The 20,529-nt window shown below is 46.1% G+C and carries 19 protein-coding genes; all 19 read right to left on the bottom strand.

Going from position 1 to position 20,529, the window contains the following annotated elements:
* Positions 1-61: 61 nt before the first annotated feature.
* Complete coding sequence (locus AC4E8D_RS11975) at positions 62-1,318, bottom strand: competence/damage-inducible protein A (protein WP_036670416.1); 1,257 nt, start codon at positions 1,316-1,318, stop codon at positions 62-64.
* A gap of 107 nt (positions 1,319-1,425) precedes the next feature.
* A complete protein-coding gene (pgsA, locus tag AC4E8D_RS11970; protein ID WP_221824136.1) occupies positions 1,426-2,013 on the bottom strand; it encodes a CDP-diacylglycerol--glycerol-3-phosphate 3-phosphatidyltransferase in 588 nt (195 codons plus the stop codon).
* A gap of 320 nt (positions 2,014-2,333) precedes the next feature.
* Positions 2,334-2,825, bottom strand: a complete 492-nt coding sequence (locus AC4E8D_RS11965; protein ID WP_017689115.1) for a YajQ family cyclic di-GMP-binding protein — start codon at positions 2,823-2,825, stop codon at positions 2,334-2,336.
* Positions 2,826-2,980: 155 nt separating this feature from the next.
* Positions 2,981-3,145: a hypothetical protein gene (locus AC4E8D_RS11960; protein ID WP_167350848.1), complete on the bottom strand. Its 165-nt coding sequence runs from the start codon at positions 3,143-3,145 to the stop codon at positions 2,981-2,983.
* Between the two features lie 73 nt (positions 3,146-3,218).
* The gene (locus tag AC4E8D_RS11955; protein ID WP_221824138.1) at positions 3,219-4,292 is read right to left on the bottom strand and encodes a RodZ domain-containing protein; all 1,074 of its coding nucleotides are present in this window, start codon (positions 4,290-4,292) and stop codon (positions 3,219-3,221) included.
* A gap of 66 nt (positions 4,293-4,358) precedes the next feature.
* A complete protein-coding gene (locus AC4E8D_RS11950; RefSeq protein WP_047842510.1) occupies positions 4,359-5,126 on the bottom strand; it encodes a DUF3388 domain-containing protein in 768 nt (255 codons plus the stop codon).
* Positions 5,127-5,323: 197 nt separating this feature from the next.
* Positions 5,324-5,587 carry a DUF3243 domain-containing protein gene (locus AC4E8D_RS11945; RefSeq protein WP_076208865.1) on the bottom strand — a complete coding sequence of 88 codons (264 nt, stop codon included), beginning with the start codon at positions 5,585-5,587 and terminating at the stop codon, positions 5,324-5,326.
* A 163-nt stretch (positions 5,588-5,750) separates the two neighbouring features.
* On the bottom strand, positions 5,751-6,521 hold the full coding sequence (ymfI, locus tag AC4E8D_RS11940) for an elongation factor P 5-aminopentanone reductase (protein WP_076326809.1): 771 nt from the start codon (positions 6,519-6,521) through the stop codon (positions 5,751-5,753).
* Position 6,522: 1 nt separating this feature from the next.
* A complete protein-coding gene (yfmH, locus tag AC4E8D_RS11935) occupies positions 6,523-7,803 on the bottom strand; it encodes an EF-P 5-aminopentanol modification-associated protein YfmH (RefSeq protein WP_221824140.1) in 1,281 nt (426 codons plus the stop codon).
* A gap of 3 nt (positions 7,804-7,806) precedes the next feature.
* Positions 7,807-9,087, bottom strand: coding sequence for an EF-P 5-aminopentanol modification-associated protein YfmF (yfmF, locus tag AC4E8D_RS11930; RefSeq protein ID WP_221824142.1), 1,281 nt, complete (start codon positions 9,085-9,087; stop codon positions 7,807-7,809).
* Between the two features lie 126 nt (positions 9,088-9,213).
* Positions 9,214-10,041 (bottom strand): spore cortex-lytic enzyme, encoded by an 828-nt coding sequence (gene sleB, locus AC4E8D_RS11925; protein WP_047842506.1) that lies wholly within the window; start codon positions 10,039-10,041, stop codon positions 9,214-9,216.
* Positions 10,042-10,239: 198 nt separating this feature from the next.
* Complete coding sequence (locus AC4E8D_RS11920; RefSeq protein WP_490206254.1) at positions 10,240-12,978, bottom strand: FtsK/SpoIIIE family DNA translocase; 2,739 nt, start codon at positions 12,976-12,978, stop codon at positions 10,240-10,242.
* Between the two features lie 90 nt (positions 12,979-13,068).
* Entirely contained in the window at positions 13,069-13,299 is a 231-nt protein-coding gene (locus AC4E8D_RS11915; protein WP_336764907.1) for a YlzJ-like family protein, read from the bottom strand.
* On the bottom strand, positions 13,296-14,003 hold the full coding sequence (locus tag AC4E8D_RS11910; RefSeq protein ID WP_145321357.1) for a ClpP family protease: 708 nt from the start codon (positions 14,001-14,003) through the stop codon (positions 13,296-13,298). Before AC4E8D_RS11910 ends, AC4E8D_RS11915 begins: the two co-directional genes overlap by 4 nt.
* Positions 14,004-14,277: 274 nt before the next feature.
* On the bottom strand, positions 14,278-15,957 hold the full coding sequence (locus AC4E8D_RS11905) for a ribonuclease J (protein WP_076208870.1): 1,680 nt from the start codon (positions 15,955-15,957) through the stop codon (positions 14,278-14,280).
* A gap of 476 nt (positions 15,958-16,433) precedes the next feature.
* Positions 16,434-17,312: a 4-hydroxy-tetrahydrodipicolinate synthase gene (gene dapA, locus AC4E8D_RS11900; RefSeq protein ID WP_490206253.1), complete on the bottom strand. Its 879-nt coding sequence runs from the start codon at positions 17,310-17,312 to the stop codon at positions 16,434-16,436.
* A gap of 47 nt (positions 17,313-17,359) precedes the next feature.
* Positions 17,360-18,580, bottom strand: a complete 1,221-nt coding sequence (gene dapG / locus AC4E8D_RS11895; protein ID WP_036670402.1) for an aspartate kinase — start codon at positions 18,578-18,580, stop codon at positions 17,360-17,362.
* A 303-nt stretch (positions 18,581-18,883) separates the two neighbouring features.
* Complete coding sequence (locus AC4E8D_RS11890; RefSeq protein ID WP_076208872.1) at positions 18,884-19,480, bottom strand: dipicolinate synthase subunit B; 597 nt, start codon at positions 19,478-19,480, stop codon at positions 18,884-18,886.
* Positions 19,477-20,376, bottom strand: coding sequence for a dipicolinate synthase subunit DpsA (dpsA, locus tag AC4E8D_RS11885; RefSeq protein WP_076208873.1), 900 nt, complete (start codon positions 20,374-20,376; stop codon positions 19,477-19,479). The genes AC4E8D_RS11890 and dpsA overlap by 4 nt, the downstream gene beginning before the upstream one ends.
* Positions 20,377-20,529 lie beyond the last annotated feature (153 nt).

Here is a 20,529-nt window from a genome sequence, read left to right as displayed (position 1 = left end):
CTTCCGTCTTCCTTAATTATACTTGCTTGGAACTGTAAATGCAATTGAAGCTATTAACTAATCAATCCATCGCCACAAGTTTTTGCCATAAGCGATAGAGAATCGCTTTGGCTGAACGAATGCGAACCGTCTCACGATTACCATTAATACGCAGCTCATGAATTTCCGTCTCTTTTCCACGTTCGGCAAGAGCGATGAAGACAAGTCCGGGTGGTTTGCGTTCCGAATATCCCGGTCCAGCTACACCGGTAACAGCCAGGCCAAAATCAGCATCGCCAATCATGCGGATCTGCTCAGCAAGTACTTTTGCAACCTCAGGACTTACCGCCCCAGGTGCATCTTCACCTTCCAGATAATCATGAGGCACATTCAGCAGCTTTTCTTTAATTTCATTGGAGTAACAAACAATTCCACCTTTGAGCATTGACGCACTTCCGGGTACAGAGGTCAGACTTTGCATGACAAGCCCTCCTGTACAGCTCTCAGCAGCGCTGAGCGTCAGCCCCATGTCAGACATCATGGTTACAATCGTGTACTCTATAGGCACATCCTCGTTCGCGTAGAGATGTTCTGTCAAACGCTCCCGAATCTGAACCTCCATCGCATCCAGCTTCAGCTTCGCCTCTCCCTCACTCGCAGCCTTTGTGGAGACACGTACCGTAACTTCGCCTTCGCTCGCGTAAGGAGCAATCGTAGGGTCTGTCTGCGCGTCAATCAGATCCAGAAGTCGATCTTCAAGAGCAGATTCACCAATACCTGCGAATTTGAGCATTCGGGAATAGATCGGCATCTCTTCTGTGAGTACATGCTGGAACAGCCAAGGTTTGACTTCCTGTTCAAACATTGGAATCAGCTCTTTAGGTGGTCCAGGCATCACAACATAATATTTGTCATTGTCAGAAATCGCATTTCCTGCCGCAAGGCCTGTTTCGTTGGCCAGAGGTGTTCCGCCATCAATAACGATCGCCTGACGTCGGTTATTCTCTGTCATGTCCACATTACGATCTCTGAAAAAGCTCTCAATTTTGTCCATAGCCATTCGATCTGTATGCAGTTTCCGGTTAAGAACAGCTGCGAGCGCATCCTTGGTCAGATCATCTTGGGTAGGTCCGATGCCACCGGAAAATAAAATAACGTCTGCACGGCTCTGCGCAATGCGAATAGCTTCACTAAGCCGGTTCAGGTTATCCCCAACCACCGTTTGGAAATATACATCGATCCCCATCGCAGCCAATTCACGGGATAGGTATCTGGCATTGGTATTGACGATTTGTCCAAGCAGTAGCTCTGTGCCAACTGCAATGATTTCTGCCTTCATTGAGCATCCTCCTGTACACGTGGTGAGTGATCAAAGGGCAATAGGATAATTTCCTATTGCCCCTGACCCAATGCTTCCTTCATGATTACCCATTTAAGAACAAACCATTATGCTTTTGTAAAATGAAGCAGGTTTTTGTTTTTGATAAAGTAATCGATACCCGACCAGATGGTAATAAGCGCTGCTGCCCATACCGCGATAATATCGACGTGAATACCCGTGTATGAAAACGGGAAATTGTTCAACAGCAACAGCACAATCGCCACAATCTGCACTACAGTCTTCAGCTTGCCCCAAGCACTGGCGGCAACAACCGAACCATCCAGCAATGCAATTTGACGCAAGCCGGTAACTGCAAATTCACGACTAATAATCACAACTGCAATCCAGGAATCCAGCTTGCCCATCTCCACAAGCGAGATCAAAACTGCAGTAACCAGCAGCTTGTCTGCGAGTGGATCGAGCAGTTTCCCCAGATTGGTAACCATGTTATTTTTCCGCGCAAGGTATCCGTCAATTCCATCTGTGCTTGCGGCGATGATAAAAATAACAGCAGCAATCAGTTGATTATACGGAAGCGACAAGCTTCCAAGCTGCAACGGCTCTGGATAAAATGGAAAATCCACGAGCAGGAACACCATCAAAAAAGGGATTAAGCAAATTCGTGCAAGCGTAATCCGGTTGGGTAAATTCACAAGACGCCCTCCCTCATATCCTCCATTACTCCAAACAATCATCATAATCCCGTTATCATCATCCGGAACATGAAATGTACAAGTTTCAATGTCAATCCATATTAACATGATCCCACTATGTAGAAACGCAAAAAATAAAGTCAACCGCTCAAAAGCAAAACGCTTTAAACGTTCCGGTGACTTCCAGAAGATGTACTGCTTTTCACAAAGTCAGCAAACGATGAGGACTGGACTTGATGCTTGACTGCCAGCAATGCACACTTAGTATAATATACGCCCAATACCGTGTCAAAAAACACGTTGGCTACAGAAAGGCCATATTATTTGAAATTTGTATATTGCAAATCCAGAGGCAGGTTAGCACCATTTAACAGCTGCATGACAGCTTGCAAATCATTTTTACTCTTACCAGTTACCCGGAGTTGGTCTCCCTGAATCTGACTCTTCACCTTCATCTTGGAATCCCGAATCAGGATATTGATTTTCTTGGCGATGTCCTGATCAATCCCCTGTTTAAAATTCAGACGCTGGCGGACTGTACCAGAAGACGCTGGCTCTACCTTTGCGTAATCGATGTTTTTCAATGGTAGACCACGCTTCGCCATTTTGGATTGCAGCACGTCAATGACAGCCTTGAGTTTGGTCTCATCATCAGATACGATCGTTAACGCATCCTTATCCAGTTTCAGGCTGCTCTTGCTGCCCTTGAAGTCATAACGAGTGCCAATTTCCTTCTCGGTTTGTGTAACGGCATTTGTCAGTTCTTGCAAGTCCATTTTGGACACGATATCAAATGAATTTTCTGAGCTCAAACCAGTCACCCTTTCAGTTAATCGTATGTTCTGTAACATTATAGAGGATACCTTAAGCAAAAGTCTAATTTCAAGCTGTTTACACAAAGAAAAAAAGCATTTTTGGCTTCCACTTGAAGTGGCTGCCAAAAATGCTTTGCTGGTCCAGCTTCCAACTAATAGCGGCTGCGGTTGGGCTGTCTGAACATATCGAGCACACCCAAAAGTACATGTGCAAGTCCAAAACCCAATATTCCGTAACCCCAAGCACTTGGAGTCAGGTAATAACCCAGGAGGCTGACAATGATCCCTAAACCTGTTACGATCCAGCTGACTGTCACAGCCATCCACCTCACTTCACCAAAAGTTAACTGCAAGTTAAGACACGATTATTGTCTCCTGCAGTTGACCGGGTTATTCGCTACCCGTGGTACCCCCTGTAGCATCCGTTGATCCATTTTCAACACCTGTGGAAGAAGTAGTGCTACTACTGTCTTCACCAAGCTTCAAACGGATCCGATTGGTCGCCTTGCCATCCGTAACAACTTGCCCGCCAACTTCAATCGTGGTCGCTGCAGCGTAACCAGACTTAATATACATGCCTACACTATCCAACTCAAAGGTATAGCTGTCACCTTCGGCTGTGTTACCATACTCCAACTTCTCTCCACTGGAGTTTTCGCCTTTATACACTTCCAGCCAGCTATTACCTGTTGCTTTGATCGTAACCGTTACAGGTTGCCCTGCACTACCGTTAACTTTAAAGTTCGTAATATTCCCTGATTTCCCATCTTCTGCAACAGTCACATTAGACGGTGAATTGTCAGTTGGTTTTTCCTCAGTTTCATCCGTCTGTCCGTCCGTTTGACCATCAGTTTGACCATCAGTTTGGCCATCAGTTTGACCGTCCGTCTGTCCTTCTGTGTCAGTACCGCCACCGTTACCGCCAGCGTCGCCTTCACCAGTACCGTCAGTACCTGAATCTGTCGCAGGCGGATTAGATGCCTGTCCGTTGTCGGCAGGTTGATCCGGTTTATCTTCAGGCTGTTGTTGACTGTCTGTAATTTTGACTGAATCAAGCCCCTGATTATCTGATTCATCACCATTGTTATACACCACGTATACATACAACAGCACTACGATCAAAACAGGGAATGTCCACATCAGCGCAACAGACATCCACCGATTACTTCGCTCAACCGGACGGCTGGAACGCTTCTGAATAACCGGTTCCATCGTTGCTTCCGTCTCTTCTGCGGGTACGTCTTTTTTGTGTCCCTCCAGCAGCTCATCAGGGTTCAGTCCCACAGTCTCCGCATAGGTTTTGATGAAAGCACGCACATAGAAGCTGCCCGGCAGCACTTTATAGTCTCCTGCTTCTATGGCCTCCAGATACCTCTTGCGAATTTTTGTCATTTCCTGTACATCGTCAAGACTCATCCCTTTTTGCAGCCGGGCCTCCCTTAACTGCTGACCCAGTTCAGACATGCCATCTCCTCCTTATGTTTATCTCTTGAGTTGTTGCTAATCTATTCCATGATTCCGTACGGTTCCTTACAATTCATCGGTGTAGCTAGCCGTAAACGTATCATAAATAATTTCTTCATTCGGATTGTTGCGAAGTTCAATTATAATATCAAAATCATTAAAATCATATTCGGATTCCTGAACAAAAATATCCGGATGTTCAATAACTTTGGTGCTAGGCATGGACATAATATCCTGCAACAAATTGTAATGCCGCTCACTTGAACGAATCGTACTTACAATTCCGTCGATAATGAACACATTGTTCGGGTTCAATTCGTCTTCGGACATTTGACTCCTTATCGTCTGACGAAGAAGTGTGGAGGAAACAAACGTCCATCGCTTCATTGCACATACGCTGCCCGCAATAATAGACTCCGTTTTGCCAACACGAGGCATTCCGCGCAAACCGATGACCTGATTGCCTTCCCTCTTAAATACTTCACCCAAAAAGTCCACAAGTAACCCAAGTTCATCTCGTGTGAAACGAAATGTCTTGCGATCATCCGAGTCACGGTCAATGTATCTGCCATGACGCACGGCCAGAATATCCACCAATTTAGGTTGACGCAAAGCCGAGACGGTGATGCTGTTTACTTTGCCAAGCATTTCACCAAGCAAACGGATCTTTTCATCATCATCCGATTCAAGCAGCATGCCTCGAGTTTTGCCTTCAACACCGTTAATGGTCAATATATTCACTTCAAGCATCCCCAGCATAGAGGCAATATCGCCTAACAAACCAGGTCTGTTCTTATGTATTTTATATTCCATGTACCATTGTTTAGATTCCATTTCAACACCCCGTAATGCATTATTCCACATTATTCGACAGCAACAGAACGTGTCCACTGGACAACAATCTGAGACATCTTCTAAAAATGGGTCACGTTAATGATATATAAAATGAAAATGAATTACAAGAACAGCTCTGTAATCCGTTTGTAATCATTAGAGAAAAGCCCCCTTGCGGGAGCTCTTCATCTGTAATCTTATGCGTTTTGTTTGGCCAATTTGACCATCAGGGTCGCAATCGTACGACGCTCATCTGCATCGCCGACATCCCATAACTCTTTCAATGCCCGGTTGGAATGGTTCGCCGGATCGACTTTCTCATCAAGGAAGTCGCCGATTTCATACGCAAGTTTGTTGATGGTTTCTTCACTCATCCCCATCTTCTCTGCTTGCAGTACGCGGTCACCCAGGAACTTCTTCCATGTGTCAAAACTGGAGAGCACTGTTTTTTCTGTTGACATGATAAATCCTCCTTAGATGACGCATGAGATTTAAAATCAACAGTTGTAATATGTGCTTTCGAGACATTTTATATACGAGCAATTTGAAAATAATCCGGAAGACGGCCGCTTCTCGGCAACCTTCACCTGTTTCGTTCATAGCCAGTCAAGTTTTCTTGCTTTTTTACGTTAACCAACCGCCATTTGGACTGATGATCTGCCCATTGATATAACCCGATTCAGGGAGGGCCAGAAAATAAACCAGTGATGAGATTTCATCAGGTTGAGCAAGCCTTCCTGCCGGAATTTCCTCTTCCAGCATCTTCAGTTCACTCTGATCCAGATGGTTCAGCATGGATGTCTGAACGGCTCCAGGAGCAACGGCATTTACGGTTACTCCGGAAGGTGCGAGTTCTTTCGCAAGCGCTTTGGTGAATGCATTCACCCCACCCTTGGTTGTGGAATACAGCACCTCACAAGAAGCACCAGACAGTCCCCAGATTGACGATACATTAATGATTCGGCCATACCTTTGGGAGATCATGTGAGGCATCATTTCCTGTGTACACATAAACGTGCCTTTGAGGTTAATCGCCATCACTTCATCCCAGATCTCCTCTGTAACATCAGCCAACATTCCGTAGTGTGAGATTCCTGCATTGTTCACAAGAATATCAGGCATAAGATTATGCGACTCGAGCTTCTCACGCATGCGCTCAATCTGTTCACGGCTGCGAAGATCCGCAGACACGGTCATGATTTTTCCACTGCCCTGTTCCATGCACCGTCTAGCGGCTTCATTCGCTGCTTCATGCGATTTCATATAGTGTATAACAACATTCATTCCCACTCTGGCGAAGCGTTCTGCGATCGCCGCTCCAATACCACCGCTTGCGCCAGTTACCAGTACAGTCATTTCCCCGATTGCCTTCAATTGTCCTGTTCCCCTCTCCATATCAAGGACTCACGACTAGCGATACAGCCAGTTGATCCCAGCGAATATGCTCTCTCAGTCTGAGATTTACATCTTCCAGTGTAATCGATTCATAGAGCGGGAGCATATTGAAAAACTCACCGCCACGGAATTGCTGACGTGTAAATTCATGCGCAATGTTCTCCGGAGAATTGAGCATACGCAAATATCCGCCTATTTTCTTTTTGCGTGCACGTTCAAAATCTGTGGATTCGAACCCTTTTTCTACAATGGCATCCACTTCTTCACGTATACGCGCAAGCAGTTGATCCGGGTCTTTTGTATCACCACCAATGGCTGAAAACGCATATTGCGGCGAACTGTTATACTCATGTCCAAAGCTGTCCGAGATCAGATCTTCATCGTAGAGCTTCTGGAATAATCGTGTGCTTGAGCCAAACAAAAGATCCATCATCAGCTGCGTGGTCATATCTCGCCGTAACAATTGTTCCCCGGTAAGTCCAACGTCCGTCTCCTTGAATCCAAACAGACATTTGGGCAGTGAAACAGCCAGTTTTGCTTCCCGTCTGGCTTCTCCTACCTGCTCAGGCTCCGGTTCGAAGAAACGTTGAATACTCCCCTGTGGCTTATAATCCTTCTGCTCCTGGTTCGATCGAACCATATCAATAACTTCTTGTGGATCTACACCACCCACCACAAACAAGAGCATGTTACTCGGGTGATAGAAGGTGTTATAACACTCATATAACATCTCTTTGGTGATTGTACGGATGGACTCCACCGTTCCTGCAATATCGATATGCACTGGATGTTTCTGATACATGGCCTCAATCAATCCAAAATAAACACGCCAATCCGGATTGTCAGCATACATATCAATTTCCTGTCCGATAATGCCTTTTTCCTTTTCAACATTTTGATCCGTGAAGTAAGGATTTTGCACAAAGTCGACTAATGTTTGTATATTTTCATTCACATATTCAGTCGCTGAAAACAAATAAACCGTCTGATCAAAGCTCGTAAATGCGTTAGCTGAAGCACCATGAGACGCAAACGTGGCAAAAATATCTCCTGTTGGTTCTTCGAACATTTTATGCTCGAGGAAATGAGCAATCCCATCCGGAACCTTCACTTCTTCCTTTCCTTCAACCTGAAAATGATTATCCACCGATCCATACTTGGTTGCAAACGTAGCATACGTTTTCTGGAATCCCGGTTTAGGCAAAATATAGACATGCAGTCCGTTATCCATTACTTCGTAATATAGTGTCTCCTGCAAATGCTCATACCGAATGCTCTCCACCGATTATTCCTCCTTCTCATCCCGCAAGAAATAAATCGTATCCAGGCGGAATTGTTCTGCCGCCTCACGCACATCTTCCTTGCTAATATGTTCTACCTGAGCCAACAATTCTTCAGCCGTTCTCTCTTTGCCGGACAACTGTCGATTGAAGTCATAAGCGATCATCTCAAAAGCAGAATCCTGCATTTCCTTAAGCAGGTTACGGATCATTGCTTTGGTCTGGGACATTTCCAGATCACTGATTGTACCACTTTTCATTTCTTCCAGCTGCTGCTTGATGATAGTGACAGCCTTCTCATAATTAGGGATTTCAATCCCGGATTGAATCGTTGCAATACCCTTATGTCCGTCATAACGCGAAGACGCGTAATACGCCAGACTTTCTTTTTCACGAACATTGACAAACAGTTTGGAATGAGGATAACCACCGAGAATCCCGTTGTACATTAGTGCTGCGGCATACTGAGGATCTCCATAAGTGATAGATGTACGGAGTCCCATATTGAGTTTTCCCTGACTCACATTCAGTCGCTCCACAACGGTCTCCACTTCCTTATCTCCTCGAACCGCTGCCTGTGTCTGATAATCAGAGGAGGACGTTCGATCTACATTGAAATGACGCTGAACAAGGTTCTCGACCTCCTCCAGTGTCGTATCCCCTACCACGTATAGATCCATACTCGCCTTTTGCAGCCACTCCTGATAAGACGCAGTCAGTGTGTCAGGCTCGATTCCGGGCAGAGCCTTTCGCTCACCCAGTGGGTGAAGACGGTACGGCTCGTTCTTGCACATTTCCTCAATACTGCGTTCAGCGGCATAGCGCATTTTATCATTCACGATGGACTCCAGCTTTTTACGAACAGTCTCTCGCTCTGCTTGTACATAAGACGTCCTGAAATGTCCATTCTCCTGTGCAGGTCGTGTAAGAACCTCTCCAAGGAAGGCAAATGAACGATCCAGTAGCTGCTCATCCCCTCCAACAAAGGAATCATTAATGGTATCCATTCGGAACTGTACAATCTGATAATCCCCGCGTTTATAGACATCAAAACCAAAACCTGCTCCATACAGATGCTCCAGTTGCTCACGAAATTGCGTTGTTTCCGGATAGGACTCCGTGCCGCGTCGCAGAACAAAAGGTGTCAGCGCTACTTTGGTTACTGTATCTTCCCGTAAGGGAACTCCTGCATATAGCGATATAGCAAACGTTTTGAAACGTTTAGTCGGAAGCACATGTATACGAAACTCTCTCTTGTTACCTCGTTCGAATCCTGATGTATTCAAATGTCAAAACCCCTTTACGGCGTCATTTATCATGCAATCGTATTATGCTAAACGTAACAACCATTTTAACCCATTCAAAAGGCAAGAAGCAACCGAAGTCACGCCTTCTGGTTGCTTCCAACATCATCACATACAAAAGATATGCTGTCCGATTGTTTTCACTTGCGGGCGGGTCCAGATCCATTTGGATGTTGCTGTCTTCGGGTTAAAATAATAGAGACATCCACCGGACGGATCCCATCCATTCAGGGCTTGCTCAACTGCCTTTTTGGCTTGTGCGTTCGGTTCCAGATAGATCTGTCCGTCCGCTACAGCCGTAAATGCGCCTGGTTGAAAAATTACACCAGAAGGTGTACTTGGAAAACTTGGTGAATTTACGCGATTCAAAATTACTGCTGCTACTGCGACTTGACCTTCAAACGGTTCACCCCGGGCTTCACCATATACAGCGTTAGCCATAATCTTGAGTTCATTCTCTGAGAGACCAAGGGCATTGGCAGATCCCATATTATCTTGCTCTTTATCTGCCGTATTGTTGCTGCCTCCACCCCCACCTGAGGACTCCTTGTGTAGCGGCGGCTCTGTTGGCGACCATTTAGTTGACGCATTGTACAGCTTGAGCTTGGTCTCAGCTCCAACCACACCATCTGCCTTCATGCCAAACTCGGATTGAAACCATTTAACGGATTTCAGTGTGCTGCTGCCAAAATTACTGTCGATTTTACCATTGTAAAATCCCAGGTACTTCAGACGCCCCTGAAGCTCATATACATCCTGACCATAACTTCCATATTTCACTGTATTGCTGCTAAACGTAGGCAAGGCCTTTTCTTCTACCTGCGGTGTACGCTCGGCTGAACTTTCAGTTGCTGTATTCCCAGGAAGCAAATAACGAATTCCCAATGCGGATATCAGCAAAATAGCAGTGAAAAGCCATAGGTTCATTTTTCGCATCGACTGTGCTCTACCTTTCTCTTGTGGGATTAACAGAATCGCTAAGGTTATTATGACAAGCCTGCTTGTTTCCTATGCACCAAATCATCCGATCTTTGGAGTAGATGGCAAAACTTCAGTCTACTGAGCAAGCAAAAAGCCCTCAACCAATACGGTTGAGGGCTTAAACGATTCGTTGTAACCATGTTACATGTTACACTACGAGCTTATTTTATTCTGCTGATACTGTTCAAGTGAAATCAGTACTTCCCTTGGTTTGCTACCCTCGTAAGGACCAATAACGCCCCGGGTTTCCATGGAGTCAATCAAACGTGCGGCACGGGTGTATCCTACTCGCATTCGACGTTGTAGCAGAGAAACAGACGCTTGCTTGGCCTCCAGAATAATCTGTACTGCCTTTTCGTATAACTCGTCCTGTACTTCATCTTCAGCCTGGATAGAGTCATCCACCTCAGGTACAAGGGACTCATCATACTGTGCTTCACCTTGACCACGTACGTAGTTTACAATATTCTCGACTTCTTCATCGCTCATAAATGCACCTTGTACACGAACCGGTTTTGATGCGCCCATTGGCATGAACAACATGTCTCCACGGCCCAACAGTTTCTCAGCCCCACCCATATCCAGAATCGTTCGGGAATCGACTTGGGAGGATACGCCGAAGGCAATCCGCGATGGAATGTTAGCCTTGATTACCCCGGTAATAACGTCAACAGAAGGACGTTGTGTGGCAATAATTAGATGGATTCCGGCTGCACGAGCCATCTGAGCAAGTCGTGCAATGGCATCCTCTACATCTCCGGCTGCAACCATCATCAGATCTGCAAGCTCATCCACAATGACAACGATATAAGGCAGAACAGCCGCAGGATTATCTTTCATCAGATTATTGTAACCCTCGACGTTACGTGTGCCTGATTTGGAGAACAGTTCATATCGTTTCTCCATCTCAACCACAATCTTTTTAAGAGCAAGTGACGCTCGTTTAGGATCAGTTACTACTGGTGCCATCAGATGTGGAATTCCGTTATATACGTTCAACTCAACCATCTTGGGATCGACCATCAGAAACTTCACTTCATCCGGCTTGGCTTTGTACAATATGCTGGTAATAATTCCGTTAATACACACCGACTTACCGGAACCTGTAGCACCCGCGACCAGCAAATGGGGCATACGAGCCAAGTTACCAATAATCGTCTGTCCCGAGATATCTCGGCCAAAGGCAATGGTCACTTTGGATTCTGCATCCTGGAACGTTGCTGTCTCCATTACTTCACGCATCGTTACAACCGATACTTCACCATTAGGTACTTCGATACCAATCGCAGACTTTCCGGGAATCGGTGCTTCCATCCGAATATCTTTTGCCGCCAGAGCCAACGCGATATCATCAGTTAGGCTGACAATTCTGCTGACTTTAACACCAATATCAGGTTGAATTTCATACCTTGTAACAGCAGGGCCCCGTACCACTTCAAGCACTTTGGCACGAACACCAAAACTCTCCAGTGTAGCTTCCAGCTTGCGTGCTGTCTGCATATAATCCTTCTGGTCACCCGCCTTGCCCCCATTGTTTGGCTTGGCAAGGAGACGGAATGATGGCAGCTTGTACGGCTTAGGAGGTGGCGGTGGTGGTTTCACCGGTTGTGTGTCCTGCCCTTCAGGAGTTGGAGTATCTGTTCCCTGCATTGCATCATTAGGTACTTCTTCTCCACTCTGAATCTCATCCACAGCATTCATCCCGTTTGTACCCGCATCGGATGCAGACCACTCCGTCTCTACCAGTTCATCCGTTATTTTAATGGCATGCTCGTCCTGTTGTACTACGTTTGGATCGGCCAGATTATCCGGGAAAGGATAAGCATCGTCCAGATCATCTTCAATGCTTGCCTCTTCTGTTCTGACGTGCTCGAAAAAGTCTCGAATGATCGGCGCTGAGTTAGGTTTAGCCTGAACAGGAACACGTGATGAAGCTGATTTGTTCACTACGTCTTCGGTCGCATCCTGCCACGCCTCTACATTGTGATCTTGTTCGGCGCGGTACACAATCTGTTCTGTTTCTGCCGAATCGACCTCATCCATTTCACGTCCTGATGTCGCCTGTTCCCGTTTAGCTCCCCATTTTCCGAAAAGTTGGAAGAATATGGGCGAGTTTCGTTTTGGCAGATGCTGTTCCTCTAATTCATCCTCATACTCGTCTTCGTCATCTTCAACAGGAACAGGGACCACTTTACGAGCGTTACCTTTTTTCCTTCCATCAGACGCTGAAGCAGAACGTACAGAGGGCCTCGACTCCAGCTTCTTGTACATCGAACTCCCGGCATCCCAAATCTTTGTACGGAATATTCGTATCAAATCCACATAAGATAGACTCGTAATCAGCATAAAACTGATGATAAACATGACAATCATGATGAGTCTCGCCCCAAGACTGCCGAACAGCCACAGGAAAAGAGCAAATTGCCCAGCTCCAAGATAACCACCGCTGATGTCCTTGTTAAGCATGGAGTCCCTCTCACCTGGCGCAGCAGGGGTTAGCAACTCGGTTTGCATATCATTATGTACCTGCGTAATCACAGCACCAGGCTCAAGCGCACCAACCGGAATGAGCTTCTGGTGCATTGCAGAAACAGTACTCATGAGAGTTAAAGCAAAGACCAGCAAAACAAGTCCTGTCTTGCGTGTGGTCCAGCCACTCGGCCATTTCCGGTGAATCATCACCATGAGACCATAATAAATACCAACAAGTGGAATCGCAAAATAAAACTTACCAAGCATCAGTCCGAACATCTTGGAAAGCGAACGTCCAACGGTGGCTTCACCCGATAATGCAATCACAGCAAGGGTTATAAGCACAATCCCGTATATCTCATATTTTAAAACGCCACTAAAACCAGCGCCCTTTTTTTTCCTCTTTTTTCTTCTGGCCAAAATCAGGTCACCCCCAGAAGAATATTATACCATACAAATATAATCCGTACATATGTTCTTTTTCTGCTCAATTTGTCTGAATTCGTCGTGTTATGCTGACCCCGAGTTACCAGAAAGCGGGATGGTTGAACCCGGCATATTGGCAGGATTGAGATAGGCTTCAAGTGGACAATCCAGCAATCGTACAATAACAGCTTCATTATCATTCACTGGTCTCACCTGCATTAATAATCCATTCATCTTGATCTCTCTCGTATCTTCACTCTCTTTCCACATGCCTGACCATAGTTGTTCAGGGGGCATCACGGTGTATAGTGTCATTGGGTATAACCTCCCGCTTGCAGGGTCTGTCTGTTGTCGCCTATGAGCTGATTTAACTGCGCAATGGCCTGACCAATGCCGCCAACTGCATCCATTAGTCCATATTTCACTGCATCTGCGCTTCCTACAGCTGTACCAATATCCCGGTTCAACTCACCGGTCTTAAACATCAGTTCCTTGAACATCTCTTCAGATATATTTGAATGTGAAGTGACGAAACGAACAACCCGTTCCTGCATTTTCTCCATGTACTCAAATGTCTGAGGTACACCAATGACAAGACCGTTCATCCGAATGGGATGGATCGTCATCGTGGCACTTCCAGCAATGAGAGAATACGTCGAAGCTACAGCGATCGGAACTCCAATGCTATGCCCGCCTCCAATGACCACAGTAACCGTAGGTTTGCTCAGAGAAGCAATCATCTCTGCAATAGCCAGACCCGCCTCTACATCTCCACCTACCGTGTTCAGAATGATCAGAATACCTTCAATACGCTGATTCTGCTCTGCAGCGACAAGCTGTGGAATAATATGCTCGTACTTTGTTGTTTTATTTTGTGGTGGCAAAATTAAATGCCCTTCCACCTGTCCAATAATGGTCATACAGAAGATGTTCGATTCGCCTGCTGGCGACTGTGTCTGCCCAAATTGCTGAATAGCCTCCGTCACGGGAGAGATGTCCTTCTCCTCCCTGATCGGCATTTCCGGTGCTTCAACCTCCGGCTGATTGGATTTTGACGCCTGCTTGTCATTCATACGTTCATTCATTTCATTAATCCCCTTCTCCAGAAACATTTAATGTATTTCCTTAGTATGGGGAATTTTCCAACCGCCTTATACCCGCAACATCAAATTGCCTCACATTGTGGCAATCTCCTTGAAAAACGCAAAAAAAGCCCCTTCTCTACGAGGAACCGTCCAATATTACTCGTAGAGAAGGGGCGACTGTGTGCCTGAATATATGTTTTTGCTTATTTTAAACTTCCATAATGATTGGCAAAATCATCGGTCTACGACGAGTTTGCTCATACAGGAAGCGTCCCAATGCATCTTTAACATTCGTTTTGAGTGAAGCCCACTCGTTAACGTTCTCACTCATCAACTTCTGCAATGTGCTGCTAACGATCCGGTTGGCCTCATCCAGTAGTCCTTCCGATTCACGTACATACACAAATCCGCGAGAGATGATGTCAGGACCGGAAACAATTTTTCCATCCTGTTTGCTCAGGGTTACCACAACAACAAGGATACCATCTTGTGACAACAATTTGCGGTCACGAAGTACAATGTTACCCACATCGCCTACACCCAAGCCATCGATCAACACATTACCTGCAGTAACTTTACCCGCTCTACGTGCTGCTCCACCTTGAATTTCAATCACTTCACCGATATCCGTGATGAAAATGTTCTCAGGTTCTACCCCTACAGATTCAGCAAGAACCGCGTGGCGACGCTGCATACGGAATTCACCGTGAATTGGCAAGAAGAATTTCGGTTTCATCAGGTTGAGCATCAGTTTCAGCTCTTCCTGGCTACCATGACCAGATACGTGGACGCCACTGTTAGCACCGCTGTAATGCACGTTAGCACCCAGACGGAACAGTTCATCAATCGTACGGCCTACATATTTTTCATTACCTGGAACTGGTGTTGCTGCGATAATAACGGTATCACCTGGCAGGATGTCCACTTTACGGTGTGTGGAACGAGCCATACGTGTCAGTGCTGACATTGGCTCTCCTTGACTTCCTGTACAGAGAATTACGACACGATCAGCTGCCATCTTACCTACTTCTTCAGGTTCAATGATCATGCCATCCGGAATCTCAAGATAACCCAGTTCTGAAGCAATACCAACCACATTCACCATGCTGCGTCCGATAACTGCAACTTTACGTCCAGTCACTTCTGCTGCATTGATCACTTGTTGGATACGGTGTACGTTGGAAGCAAATGTCGCTACAACAACACGTTGACTAGCTTTACGGAAGATATCTTCCAGAACGATACCCACATTTTTCTCCGATGGTGTGAATCCAGGTTTCTCAGCGTTTGTACTGTCGGACAACAGCGCTAACACGCCATTTGTTCCGATCTGTGCCATACGCTGAAGATCTGCATATTGACCATTGACTGGAGTATGGTCGAATTTGAAGTCACCTGTGTGAACAACTGCACCTTCCGGTGTTTCGACACATACACCAACAGAATCCGGAATACTATGGTTAGTAGCGAAGAACGATGCTTTCAGAACAGATCCAAGTTGGATCTCGGAATCAGCATCAATCAGAATACGTTTTGTTTCACCCAGCAGATTCGCTTCTTTCAACTTGTTTTCTACAAGTCCAAGCGTAAGTCTTGTTCCGTATACAGGAACATTCAGATGTTTGAGAACATATGGCAGACCACCAATGTGATCCTCATGTCCGTGAGTAAGGATAATTCCTCTTACTTTGTCACGGTTCTCAGTCAGGTAAGAAATGTCAGGGATGACAATATCAATACCAAGCATATCTTCTTCCGGGAATTTAAGACCAGCATCTACGACTACAATGTCGTTGGCGTATTGGATGACGTACATATTTTTACCAATCTCGCCTACGCCGCCCAAAGCAAAAATCATCAGTTTATCGTTATTATTTTTCTTAGACAAATGAATCTAAACCTCCTATGGTAGTTGGACGTCGTACCTTATTATTTATTGTAAGTTAAGAAAAGTAGTCTATACATCACATACCCACCTATCGGGATGAATGCAAAAGAACACCTTTATTCACGATATTTGGAAGAAGTTCTTCGAAGTTATTCCCTTTGACCAACAAGTTGGATTTGAAATTCCCTCTTAGCCGTTCCTTCCTTTTTCACCGCAAAGCTACACCACGAAACGATGTCGCTTTCAATTTCAAAAAAATACCGCACCCAGTCACTTGACATCATTATACATGATTAAAAACAAAAAAAACAAGTCACTCTCTCGTTAACCTGTAGGTTTCCCCTTAGCATTCGAAAAGAAACCTCACATTACTCGTAAAAAAAAGAACCGCAGCCTCTACGAAGAGGAGCGGTTCTTTTGCTGATCTGAAGGATATTCCCATGATTAATAAAATAGTCCATAAGCAGCCAAAATGATTACAAATTAAGCAAACCTTTGATATAAACCTGCTCCTCTTCCGTTGGCGGAATAAGGGGCAATCGTACAGAACCAACGTCTAGACCACGTAATGTCAGCGCATATTTCACCGCTACCGGGTTTGGTAGAGGCTGTGGACACTCAAACAGGCCTTTGAACACTGGGAACAACTGCTGATGAATCTGAGCAGCCTCAAGAGGTGCTCCGCCATAGAAGGCATCAATCATTTTCTTCATTTCTGCCCCTACGACATGACTGGCCACACTGACAATTCCATGTGCTCCAACCGCAATCGCTGGTAAGCCTGAAGCATCATCACCGGAATAGACTCTGAAATTCTCTGGAGCACTTGTTGCAATCAGCGTAACCTGCTCCATAGACGCACATTCCTTCGTAGCGACGATATTAGGTATCTGCGCAAGACGAAGTGTTGTCGCTGCTGACAGGCTGGTTACAGTCCGCCCAGGCACGTTGTAGAGCATAATTGGCAGCTTGGTAGAGCCTGCAATCGCTTCAAAATGTTTGAACAAACCTTCTTGGCTAGGTTTGTTATAATACGGAACTACCAACAATATGCCATCCACTCCGGCACGTTCAGCTTCCTGTGTCAAATGGATGGAATGTGCCGTGTTATTGCTTCCCGTTCCGGCTATAATTTTGCACCGACCGGCCGCATGTTTCACTGCAAATTCGAATAATTGAACTTTCTCAGTATCACTAAGTGTTGGAGACTCCCCTGTTGTTCCAGAAACCACAAGCGTCTCCGACTTTTGATCTGCAATCAGATAGTCGATTAGACGTGCCGTTTCCTCCCAATGAATCTCTCCTTGTTCATTGAACGGAGTGACCATTGCTGTAATCAATCTTCCAAAGTCCAATTCGATTCCTCCTTCAAAACAGGTTTGGCTCCTCTAACTTCAGTTATTTACAAATGAAGTTCGAATGAGGCGTGAAGTGCCCTCAGGGCCTGAACCATATCTTCTTTTTTTACGAGTACCCAGATCGTTGTATTCGAATCTGCCGATTGCAAGATCTGAATGTCTGCCAGTGTCAAGGACTCCACGATTCGAGCCATAATTCCAGGTACACCATTAATGCCTCCGCCAATGACGGACACTTTGGCACAACCGGACAAGCTTTGTGGCTTGAGACCTATCTCCTGCAATACCTGTATGGCTTTCTCGGAATCACTGTCAAAAACCGTATAGACAACTCCCGAGGGGGTAACATTAATAAAATCAACACTGATTGAATTCTCTGCCATGGTTTTGAACACTTTAAGTTGCAATCGATCTGCACCACCACCAGGCACATCCACCGTAATTTGCGTTACATTGCTCACGTAGGCGATGCCTGTTACATAACGGTCAACAATGCCTGTCTGCACATCCTGAAATCCTTCCGGATGCGTAACCAGCGTTCCTTCCGTGTCTGCAAAAGTAGATCTTACCCGCACTGGAATTTGGGATTGCATCGCAATCTCAACCGCACGTGGATGGATTACCTTGGCCCCGTGGTGGGCCATGTTACAGATCTCTGCATAACTCACAACAGTCAGTGGACGTGCATCCTCAACAATTCGCGGATCAGCGGTAAGTATCCCGTTCACATCTGTGTAGATATCCACCATTTCAGCACGTAATGCTGCACCGAGAGCTGTAGCAGACGTATCACTTCCCCCACGACCCAATGTCGTGAAGTCTCCGTTCTCTGTCTGCCCCTGGAATCCGGTTACAACAACGACACGGCCGAGCTGAAGCTGCTCCAACACACGAACAGGACGGACATCCAATATCCGGGCATTCCCGAAATTGTCGTCCGTCACAAAACCTGCTTGTGCGCCGGTCAGCACTGTAGTTGGAATGCCTTCATGTTCGAGTAAACTGCTCAACGTTGTCGCAGATATGATTTCACCACAGCACAGCAGTAAATCCTTTTCGCGTGCGGATAGTGCGTTTCCGTTCTGTGCAGCCCAGTCCAGCAATGTATCAGTCGCATATGGCTCGCCGCGGCGGCCCATCGCAGACACAACGATGACCAGACTCAATCCTGCTTCAAGTTCACGTTTAACGTGACGGAGCACATGCTCTCTCGCCTGAACAGTGGAGAGAGACGTGCCTCCGAATTTCTGTACCATGATACGCATCTTTATTCCTCCATTTGTGTACGCAAGAAGACTGGACACGGGTCAAATCAACAAATGGATCACTCTAGGGAGCGTTCTGATGCGATAATTTCAGCATTTTATACGAGGTCATGACGCATACATTCACAATAGACCTCTCCCGCTTGCTTAACCTGTACTGCCCGCAAGCAGGAATGCCTTATATACAGGAACGTGGACATAGTAGCTGTTCAATCCAGCATATCGTCCCCCATGATTTTCTTTGTCTCTCGAACCCCTTCATTTCTCCAAGCGCATAAACGTTGTCACCGAATCATTGTTCCATCAAGCCTGTGAAGAACGCTCCACAATCATCGGCTGCAACTGTTTGCCCTCAAGAGCACTCCAGCAAGCCTCTGGAATCAATTCCATTTTGGCGACTAACGAGTTTGGTTTTTTCATTGGATCGTCCTGCCCAAATGGCACAAAATACAAATATTTGGCCACGAGCAATTTGGCGATATTCGCAGCATTCAAGCCCAGACCGTCATTCGTGGAAATCGCGAGCACAAGCGGACGCTGATTGCGCATCTGCGCTTTGGCGGCCATTAGCACTGGACTGTCGGTCATCGCATTAGCCAGCTTGCTTGTTGTATTCCCTGTGCATGGAGCAATCACCAGCACATCAAGCAACTTGGAAGGCCCTAATGGCTCCGCTTCAACAATTGTAGAAATGATATCATTACCTGTTATATCTTTCAACTGTTTTTGCCAATTTTGCGCCGTACCAAAGCGTGTATCCGTCGTCAGAACCGAATTCGAAATAATCGGAATGACGTTGGCACCTTCAGCTACGAAGCGGCTAATTACCGGCATAACCTCTTCAAACGTACAATGAGAACCCGTAATTGCATAACCTACCGTTTTTCCCTGCCAGTTCATGATTTAACCTCCCGTGCGTTCTGTTCTTCCAAAAGCAAACGGATCAACGCGTCGGCAATAATGCCGCCAGCCGTTTTGGGAGCAACAATGCCGGGGAGGCCAGGCGCAAGTAGCGCTTTGATACCGCGTTTGTCAGCATACCTGAAATCACAGCCGCCAGGAGCGGATGCGAGGTCGATAATGACAGCCTTTTGCGGCATTCTGGACAGGATTTGTGCTGTGATTATCATAGTCGGTATCGTATTAAAAAGCAAGTCAACTTCCCCGGTTTGAGCGGCCAAATCCGTTGTCATGAAAGGCTTCCAGCCCATTATTGTAGCGCGGGCAGCATCCTCTTCCCGCCTGATTCCCACCCGTACATTTGCTCCAAGTCCCTGCAATGTTTTGGCCATTGTGAATCCTGTTCGACCAATGCCAAGCACAATGCATTCCGAACCATGGATTGTGAAGTCCGTCTCCCGAATAGCTATGGCGATGGCTCCCTCAGCTGTTGGAATAGAGTTGTAAAGTGCAATATCATCACGATCAAGTACTTCAACAAGTCGCAGCCCATTTTCAAGACAAAGTTCGCGCAGGAACGGCTTTGCCATACCTGTGAACACAATACAATGCTCTGGTAATGCTGCAATATGTTCCTTTTTCAAATAGATCGGTGTGTCACTGAATGAAGTACTTACTTTCCCCTGATCATCGCAACCGACGACAGGCAGTACCAGTACATCTGCGGAAGCAAACACTTCGTCCTCCAGTTCCTGGTGCTCAATCCCTGGAATGGAACGCTCTATTTTATCGAAACCCACCACACTTACCGTTGCATCCAGCTCAGCGCACTTTTGAATGACTTCAAGCTGCCGCGCATCTCCGCCCAGGACTACAATCCGGACTCCGGTCAGCATCGGGACGTCACTCCTTTCACCACATGTATGCCTTATCGTATGCAAGGGCCCACAGGGGGGTGAAAACAATAATTGCATTCCACCGTCCGTTTCTCGAATGTAAAAAAGAGCCGCCCCTGTCAGGGACGACTCTAAAGAATGGGTATATTTACG

The organism is Paenibacillus sp. SRL342 (assembly GCF_984798905.1).
Note: the sequence above shows the minus strand (reverse complement) of the source record. Positions and strands in the feature narration are given on the sequence as shown.

What these genes read in the sequence shown, in the direction of transcription:
- AC4E8D_RS11975 (WP_036670416.1), bottom strand. Translation starts at nt 1,318, where the DNA reads ATGAAGGCAGAAATCATTGCAGTTGGCACAGAGCTACTGCTTGGACAA.
- AC4E8D_RS11955 (WP_221824138.1), bottom strand. Translation starts at nt 4,292, where the DNA reads ATGTCTGAACTGGGTCAGCAGTTAAGGGAGGCCCGGCTGCAAAAAGGG.
- dapG (WP_036670402.1), bottom strand. Translation starts at nt 18,580, where the DNA reads ATGCGTATCATGGTACAGAAATTCGGAGGCACGTCTCTCTCCACTGTT.
- AC4E8D_RS11915 (WP_336764907.1), bottom strand. Translation starts at nt 13,299, where the DNA reads ATGACACTATACACCGTGATGCCCCCTGAACAACTATGGTCAGGCATG.
- sleB (WP_047842506.1), bottom strand. Translation starts at nt 10,041, where the DNA reads ATGCGAAAAATGAACCTATGGCTTTTCACTGCTATTTTGCTGATATCC.
- AC4E8D_RS11945 (WP_076208865.1), bottom strand. Translation starts at nt 5,587, where the DNA reads ATGTCAACAGAAAAAACAGTGCTCTCCAGTTTTGACACATGGAAGAAG.
- ymfI (WP_076326809.1), bottom strand. Translation starts at nt 6,521, where the DNA reads ATGGAGAGGGGAACAGGACAATTGAAGGCAATCGGGGAAATGACTGTA.
- AC4E8D_RS11910 (WP_145321357.1), bottom strand. Translation starts at nt 14,003, where the DNA reads ATGCCGATCAGGGAGGAGAAGGACATCTCTCCCGTGACGGAGGCTATT.
- dpsA (WP_076208873.1), bottom strand. Translation starts at nt 20,376, where the DNA reads ATGCTGACCGGAGTCCGGATTGTAGTCCTGGGCGGAGATGCGCGGCAG.
- AC4E8D_RS11950 (WP_047842510.1), bottom strand. Translation starts at nt 5,126, where the DNA reads ATGGAATCTAAACAATGGTACATGGAATATAAAATACATAAGAACAGA.
- AC4E8D_RS11890 (WP_076208872.1), bottom strand. Translation starts at nt 19,480, where the DNA reads ATGAACTGGCAGGGAAAAACGGTAGGTTATGCAATTACGGGTTCTCAT.